This window comes from Curtobacterium sp. MCBA15_007 (assembly GCF_001864905.1).
Taxonomy (GTDB): domain Bacteria; phylum Actinomycetota; class Actinomycetes; order Actinomycetales; family Microbacteriaceae; genus Curtobacterium; species Curtobacterium poinsettiae.
In genome coordinates, this window is the sequence record NZ_MJGM01000087.1 from 185,756 (window position 1) to 193,022 (window position 7,267).

General features: G+C 71.1%; 10 protein-coding genes. 9 read left to right on the plus strand and 1 reads right to left on the minus strand.

The features are described 5' to 3' along the window. Positions 1-158: 158 nt before the first annotated feature. The 9 genes from BIU95_RS17110 (at position 159) to scpB (ending at position 7,015) form a co-directional block, all read left to right on the plus strand. A complete protein-coding gene (locus BIU95_RS17110) occupies positions 159-536 on the plus strand; it encodes a LysM peptidoglycan-binding domain-containing protein (protein WP_017885906.1) in 378 nt (125 codons plus the stop codon). A 64-nt stretch (positions 537-600) separates the two neighbouring features. Continuing rightward, positions 601-1,707, plus strand: a complete 1,107-nt coding sequence (locus BIU95_RS17115) for a histidinol-phosphate transaminase (RefSeq protein ID WP_071252365.1) — start codon at positions 601-603, stop codon at positions 1,705-1,707. Then, positions 1,704-2,306, plus strand: coding sequence for an imidazoleglycerol-phosphate dehydratase HisB (hisB, locus tag BIU95_RS17120; RefSeq protein WP_027464776.1), 603 nt, complete (start codon positions 1,704-1,706; stop codon positions 2,304-2,306). Before BIU95_RS17115 ends, hisB begins: the two co-directional genes overlap by 4 nt. Further along, on the plus strand, positions 2,303-2,941 hold the full coding sequence (gene hisH / locus BIU95_RS17125) for an imidazole glycerol phosphate synthase subunit HisH (protein ID WP_042538434.1): 639 nt from the start codon (positions 2,303-2,305) through the stop codon (positions 2,939-2,941). The genes hisB and hisH overlap by 4 nt, the downstream gene beginning before the upstream one ends. Positions 2,942-3,038: 97 nt before the next feature. Beyond that, positions 3,039-3,785 carry a bifunctional 1-(5-phosphoribosyl)-5-((5-phosphoribosylamino)methylideneamino)imidazole-4-carboxamide isomerase/phosphoribosylanthranilate isomerase PriA gene (priA, locus tag BIU95_RS17130; protein ID WP_042538431.1) on the plus strand — a complete coding sequence of 249 codons (747 nt, stop codon included), beginning with the start codon at positions 3,039-3,041 and terminating at the stop codon, positions 3,783-3,785. A gap of 4 nt (positions 3,786-3,789) precedes the next feature. Next, the gene (locus BIU95_RS17135; RefSeq protein ID WP_017885901.1) at positions 3,790-4,605 is read left to right on the plus strand and encodes an SseB family protein; all 816 of its coding nucleotides are present in this window, start codon (positions 3,790-3,792) and stop codon (positions 4,603-4,605) included. 59 nt (positions 4,606-4,664) lie between these two features. After that, positions 4,665-5,540: a ParA family protein gene (locus BIU95_RS17140; protein WP_017885900.1), complete on the plus strand. Its 876-nt coding sequence runs from the start codon at positions 4,665-4,667 to the stop codon at positions 5,538-5,540. Next, the gene (locus BIU95_RS17145) at positions 5,524-6,327 is read left to right on the plus strand and encodes a ScpA family protein (protein WP_017885899.1); all 804 of its coding nucleotides are present in this window, start codon (positions 5,524-5,526) and stop codon (positions 6,325-6,327) included. Before BIU95_RS17140 ends, BIU95_RS17145 begins: the two co-directional genes overlap by 17 nt. Beyond that, positions 6,317-7,015, plus strand: coding sequence for an SMC-Scp complex subunit ScpB (gene scpB / locus BIU95_RS17150; RefSeq protein ID WP_175470792.1), 699 nt, complete (start codon positions 6,317-6,319; stop codon positions 7,013-7,015). Before BIU95_RS17145 ends, scpB begins: the two co-directional genes overlap by 11 nt. Before the next feature lie 49 nt (positions 7,016-7,064). Here scpB and BIU95_RS18995 read toward each other — a convergent pair. Continuing rightward, positions 7,065-7,267: hypothetical protein (locus tag BIU95_RS18995; protein WP_217639458.1), on the minus strand; the 203-nt coding region annotated here is incomplete at its 5' end.

The window sequence follows — 7,267 nt, forward strand, 5'->3', positions numbered from 1 at the left end:
GAAACAGTATCCGACCGGCCAGGGCCGGACAAACACCTGTTCGAGCGTGTCGCAAGAAAACCCCGCAGAAATCCTCTCCCAGGACTTGTGCGTCGTCTGATTCGAAACTATGTTCGGTACAGGACTTCGGTTCCACCGAACGGGAAGGCAAGAACGACATGAGCACCATCGCCATCGCTGACATCCAGCGCACCGCGGCGCCCGCCGTGCGTACCCGCCTGCGTCTGACGCGTCGCGGCCGCATCGTCTTCACGACGCTCGCCGCGATCCCGCTCCTCGTCGTCGTCGCCCTCGGCGTGCTGAACGGCGGACAGGCCTCGGCCGGTGACGCCACCGCGGGTGGTGCCCGCACCCACTTCGAGACCGTGACGGTCCAGCCGGGCGAGACGCTCTGGCAGCTCGCCGAGCAGACCGCCCCCGACTCCGACCCGCGCGACTTCGTGCAGGACGTCGTCAGCCTCAACGCGCTCGACGGTTCGGCGCTGCAGGCCGGCGAAGAGCTCTCCATCCCCACCAAGTACACCGACGGCGAGTAGTCACTCGGGCAGCCCCGTCCAGACGGCTGGTCGTCGCACGGTGACAGCGGCCTACGATGGATCGGTGGCATTCACGCTCGAAGACCTCCCGATCCGAGACGACCTGCGCGGGCAGAGCCCCTACGGCGCCCCGCAGAAGCACGTCCGCGTGCAGCTGAACGTCAACGAGAACACGCATCCCGTTCCGGACGACGTCGCCGCTGACATCGTCGAGTCGATCCGGCAGGCCCTGCTGACGGTCAACCGGTACCCGGATCGCGAGTTCACCGAGCTCCGCCAGTCCCTGGCGGACTACCTCGGGCACGACCTGAGCGCCGAGCAGCTCTGGGCGGCGAACGGGTCGAACGAGGTGTTGCAGCAGCTCCTGCAGGCGTTCGGCGGGCCCGGTCGCTCGGTCCTCGGGTTCCCGCCCACCTACTCGATGCACTCGATCCTCGCGTCGGGTACCGGCACCACGTGGATCCCGGCCCAGCGGGACGACGAGTTCCGCATCTCGCCCGAGACCGTCGTCGCAGCCATCCGCGACCACAAGCCCGACATCGTGTTCCTGTGCGGGCCGAACAACCCGACGGGCACCCCGCTCGACATCGAGACGATCGCGGCCGCCTACGACGCGACCGACGGCATCGTGATGGTGGACGAGGCCTACGCCGAGTTCATGCCGTCCGACGCTCCGAGCGCGCTCACGCTGCTGCCCGGACGTGAGCGCCTGGTGGTGTCCCGCACGATGAGCAAGGCGTTCGCGTTCGCCGGTGCCCGGGTCGGGTACATGGCCGCGCACCCCGCCGTCGTCGACGCCGTCCGGTTGGTCCGGCTGCCGTACCACCTGTCCGCGCTGACGCAGGCGGCAGCGATCGCGGCACTCCGGCACGCCCCTGAGATGCTGGCGATGGTCGACGACATCAAGGCGCAGCGCGACCGCATGGTCACCGAGCTGCGGGCCATGGGATACCGGACCTACGAGACCTGGTCGAACTTCGTCCTGTTCGGCGGAGTCGCCGACCCGAACGCTGCGTTCGAGGCGCTGCTCGAGCGCGACGTCATCGTGCGCGACCTCGGGATCCCGAACCACCTGCGGGTGAGTGCGGGGACCGAAGCCGAGACGACCGCGTTCCTCGACGCCATGCGGCAGGTCGCCGCCGAGCAGCCGCCGGTTAGGGTTGACGCATGACCGCCCGCACCGCCTCGATCAGCCGTTCGACGAGCGAATCGAGTGTCGAACTCGAGCTCGACCTGGACGGCACCGGGACCTCGTCGATCTCGACCTCCGTCCCGTTCTTCGACCACATGCTGACCGCGTTCAGCAAGCACTCCCTGATCGACCTGCGCGTGCGCTCCACGGGTGACACCGACATCGACGTGCACCACACGGTCGAGGACACCGGCATCGTGCTCGGACAGGCGATCAAGCAGGCCCTCGGCGACCGGTCCGGCATCGGCCGGTACGGCGATGCCCTGGTCCCGTTGGACGAAGCGCTGGCCCAGGCCGTCGTCGACGTCTCCGGGCGTCCGTTCCTGGTGCACTCCGGCGAGCCCGCGGGCTTCGAGTTCCACCGCATCGGCGGGCACTTCACCGGCTCGATGGTCCGCCACGTGTTCGAGGCGATCACGTTCAACGCCGGGATCACCGTCCACGTCCGCGTGCTCGAGGGCCGCGACCCCCACCACATCGCCGAAGCCGAGTTCAAGGCGTTCGCCCGGGCCATGCGCAAGGCGGTCGAGCTGGACCCGCGCGTCGACGGCATCCCGTCCACGAAGGGCGCCCTGTGACCGCCACCAAGCCGAACGTCGTCGTCCTCGACTACGGGTCGGGCAACGTCCACTCCGCCGCCAAGGCGCTCGAGCGCGCCGGGGCTGACGTCACCCTGACGTCGGACAAGCAGGCGGCGCTCAAGGCTGACGGCTTGCTCGTCCCCGGTGTCGGGGCGTTCGCGGCCGTGATCGACCAGCTCGAGGGCGTGCAGGGCGGCGAGATCGTCGACCACCGCCTGGCAGGCGGGCGCCCGGTGCTCGGCATCTGCGTCGGCATGCAGGTCCTGTTCTCGCGGGGCATCGAGCGTGGTGCCGACGTCGAAGGGCTCGGCCAGTGGCCCGGCACCGTGCAGGAGATCCAGGCCGAGGTGCTCCCGCACATGGGCTGGAACACCGTGCAGGCGCCCGAGGACTCCGTGCTGTTCGACGGCCTGCACGACGAGCGCTTCTACTTCGTGCACTCCTACGGCGTGACCGACTTCCCGCTCGAGGCGTACGGGCCGTTCCGTGCGCCCCGCCTGACCTGGGCCGAGCACGGGCAGCCGTTCATCGCCGCGGTCGAGAACGGGCCGCTCACCGCCACGCAGTTCCACCCCGAGAAGTCCGGCGAGCCGGGCATCCGCCTGCTCTCCAACTGGGTCCGCTCGCTCTGAACCCGGCCTGCACCGGGCGCGACGGCCGTGCCGGACGCGCCCCGGGCCTCCCGGCTGTCCGCAGCCCCTTCTCCACCGCAACGAAACCGACAGGACCATGACCGACCTCACCGACACCCCGCCCCTCGTCCTGCTGCCGGCCGTCGACGTCGTCGACGGACAGGCCGTGCGACTCACCCAGGGCGAGGCGGGCAGCGAGACCGGCTACGGCGACCCCGTCGCCGCTGCCCGCACCTGGCGTGACCAGGGCGCGGAGTGGATCCACCTCGTCGACCTCGACGCCGCCTTCGGCCGTGGCGACAACCGCCGGGTGATCGCGCACGCGATCCGCGAGGTCGAGGGGGTCTCCGTCGAACTCTCCGGCGGCATCCGCGACGACGCCTCGCTCGAAGCGGCCCTGGCGACCGGTGCGGCGCGCGTGAACCTCGGCACCGCAGCGCTCGAGAACCCCGACTGGGCCGCGCGGGTGATCGGTGAGTACGGCGAGCAGATCGCCGTCGGGCTGGACGTCCGCGGCACCACGCTGTCGAGCCGCGGCTGGACCGAGGATGCCGGTGACCTGTGGGAGGTGCTCGACCGCCTCGAAGCCGCCGGGTGCGCCCGCTACGTGGTGACCGACGTCACGAAGGACGGCACGCTGCAGGGCCCGAACGTCGAACTGCTCCGCCAGGTGTGCGACCGGACCGACCAGCCCGTGGTGGCCTCGGGCGGGATCTCCACCCTCGACGACCTCCGGGCGCTCCGCGAACTCGTGCCGTACGGGCTCGAAGGCGCGATCATCGGCAAGGCGCTGTACTCCGGGGCGTTCACGCTGCCGGCCGCTCTCGACATCGCCTCGGAGTAACGCCGTGGCGGGCATCTCGAACGGTCGTGGCACCGGGCCGGAGACCGACGACGCGCACACCCCGGGTGGGGCGGCGGACTCGGCGGGGTTCTCGTGGGAAGGCCGCACGTTCGACCACCACGACACCGCCTTCGCGGACGACGACGGACTCGCCGACCCCGCGGTGGTCGCGGCCATCGGCTCACTCGCCGACGGTGCGTCCCAGGCCGCGATCGTCGATGCGCTCCGCTCCGCCCGCCTGCTCATCCCGCTCATCGCCGAGGCCGGCGACGTGGGGGAGACCGACGCGGGCAAGCTCGTCGACAAGACCCAGGAACTCTCGATCGTGACGGTCGCCGGCCCCGACGGTCGCAGCGTGATGCCCGCGTTCACCTCGGTCGACGCCGTGCACGCGTGGGACCCGGACGCGCGCCCCGTGCCGGTGGAGTCCCGCCGCGTGGCGATGGCCGCGGCGAGTGAGGACACCCAGCTCGTCGTGCTCGACCCGAAGTCGCCGACCGAGTTCGTGCTGCGTCGTCCGGCGGTGTGGGCACTCGGGCAGGACCTGCCCTGGACCCCGTGCTTCGAGGACCCCGAGGTGGCCCGTGCCTTCGCGGCCTCGGTCGAAGGGGAGCCCAGCGTGGCCCGTGTCGAACTCGCGCCGGGCGACCCGGTCGGCCGGTTCGCCGGACCGGAGCTGACGGTGGGCCTGGCGCTGCACCCGGGGCTCGACCGCGAGCAGGTCGGCGAGCTCGTCGGCCGGCTGCAGCAGCGGTGGTCGGCCGACCCCGTGATCGCGGAGCGGGTCGACAGCATGCGCGTCGCCCTGCGCGCTGCCTGACGAGCAGCAGTGCGGCGGTGCGACCCGGCCCACCCCGACGTCGCCGGTACGATGACGGGGTGAGCCCGAACCCGACGACCAACCCCACCGGCGCGACCACCCACGGTCCGACGGGGCGTCCCGTCCGGGACTTCCCCGTGCCCGAGGAGCTCGACAGCACCGGACCCGCCCGCATCATCGCGCTCTGCAACCAGAAGGGCGGCGTCGGCAAGACCACGACCGCCATCAACCTGGGCGCCGCGCTCGCGGAGTACGGCCGCAAGGTGCTCGCCGTGGACTTCGACCCGCAGGGTGCGCTGTCCGCCGGCCTCGGTGTCCGCACCCACGACATCCACACCGTCTACGACCTGCTCATGGGTGCCGTGAAGGACCCGAACCAGGTCATCCAGCCGACGAACACCCCCGGCCTCGACGTCATCCCGGCGAACATCGACCTGTCCGCGGCCGAGGTGCACCTGGTCAACGAGGTCGCCCGCGAGCAGATCCTGGCGAGCGTGCTGCGCAAGGTCGCGAACGACTACGACGTGATCCTGGTCGACTGCCAGCCGTCGCTCGGCCTGCTCACCGTGAACGCCCTGACCGCTGCGCACGGCGTGCTCATCCCGCTCGAGTGCGAGTTCTTCGCGCTGCGCGGTGTCGCGCTGCTCATCGAGACGATCGACAAGGTGCGCGACCGCCTGAACCCGGCGCTCAAGCTCGACGGCATCCTGGCGACCATGTACGACTCGCGCACGCTGCACTCGCGCGAGGTCATGGAGCGGGTCGTCGACACCTTCGACGACCGCGTGCTCGACACCGTCATCGGCCGCACCGTGAAGTTCCCGGACGCCACGGTGTCCGCACGACCGATCACGCAGACCGCGCCGGACCACCCTGCCGCCCACGCCTACCGGCAGCTCGCACGAGAGCTCGTCCAGCGTGGCGCCGTCGCCTGAGCCGGGGTTCCGGGTCCGGCTCACCAACTTCGACGGACCGTTCGACCTCCTGCTGTCGCTCATCACGAAGCACGAGCTCGACATCACCGAGGTCTCGCTCGGTGCCGTGACGGGGGAGTTCATCCAGTACGTCCGGCAGGCCGAGTCCGCCGACGAGCTCGACGAGGCCAGCGAGTTCCTGGTCGTCGCGGCGACCCTGCTCGACCTGAAGATCGTCGGGCTGCTGCCGCAGGGTGAGCTCGTGGACGCCGAGGACGTCGCCCTGCTCGAAGCCCGCGACCTGCTGTTCGCCCGACTGCTGCAGTACCGGGCGTTCAAGCAGGCCGCCGACTGGTTCGGGGAGCGGTGGGGCATCGAGTCGCGCCGGCACGTCCGCAGCGTCCGGCTCGAGGAGCGGTTCCGCGCGCGGACGCCGGAGCTCGTCTGGACCCTGTCCGTGCAGGACTTCGCCGCCCTCGCCACGCTCGCCTTCGCCCCGCGGGAGATCCCGACCGTCGGCCTGGACCACCTGCACGCGCCGCTCATCAGCATCCGTGAGCAGGCCGCGATCGTCGTCTCGATCCTCCGCACCCGTGATGGTGAGGGTGTCTCGTTCCGCGAACTGGTCGCGGGCGTCGACCAGACCGGTATCGTGGTGGCTCGCTTCCTCGCGATCCTCGAGCTGTACCGGAACGCGTCGATCTCGTTCGAGCAGCTCGAGCCGCTCGGGGAGCTGACACTGCGGTGGACCGCCGAGGACTGGTCCGACGAGAGCCTCGCGAACCTGGGAGCCGACTATGACGGATGACGTGCACGACACGTCCAGCGCCGAACCCGGCGGCGCCGACGAGATGGCCGACGCCCGCGCGATCGAGCACGAGATCCACGACCACGCCGAACGCGCTGCGTCGCCGGCCCACCCCGCCATCCCGCTCGACCGCCAGCTCGAGGCCATCCTGATGATCGCCGACGAGCCCCAGTCGCTCGTCGCGCTCGGTGCCGCCGTCGGTTCGCCCGTCCCCGCCGTGCGCCAGGCGATCGAACGCCTGGTCGCGGACTTCGACGGTGTCGACGGCACGATCCGCCGTGGCTTCGAACTGCGCGAGGTCGGGGGCGGCTGGCGCTTCTACGTCCGCGCCGACCTGGACCCCGTGGTCGAGCAGTTCGTCGAGGCCGAGCGCCCCTCGCGGCTGTCGCAGGCCGCACTCGAGACCCTGGCGGTCGTCGCCTACAAGCAGCCGATCACCCGATCGCAGATCGCTGCGATCCGCGCCGTCAACGTCGACGGCGTCGTCCGGACCCTGGTGGCACGCGGCCTCATCGAGGAGTCGTTCACCGACGCCGAGACCGGCGCCATCAACTACGTCACGTCCGACCTGCTCCTGCAGCAGCTCGGCATCAACTCGCTCGACGAGCTGCCGCTCATCTCGCCCCTCCTGGACGACGGTGCGGACGGCTTCGAGCAGAACGAAAGGATCCCCGATGGCAGGGTTTGACGACCGGGGGCGCGGCGCGCCCCGAGACCGAGACGACCGCAACGGACGCTCAGGAGGCCCAGATCGCTCCGGCCGCCCGGCCGGCGGACGCGGCGGGGCCGGCTCCGGTGCCGGTGGCCGCTCCGGCGGGTACGGTCGCGACGACCGTGGGGGCGCACGCCCGCCGCGGGACGACGACCGTCGTGGCGGGTACCCGTCGCGTGACGACCGTGGCGGCGACCGTGGTGGGTATCGCGGGGCTTCGGCTCCGCG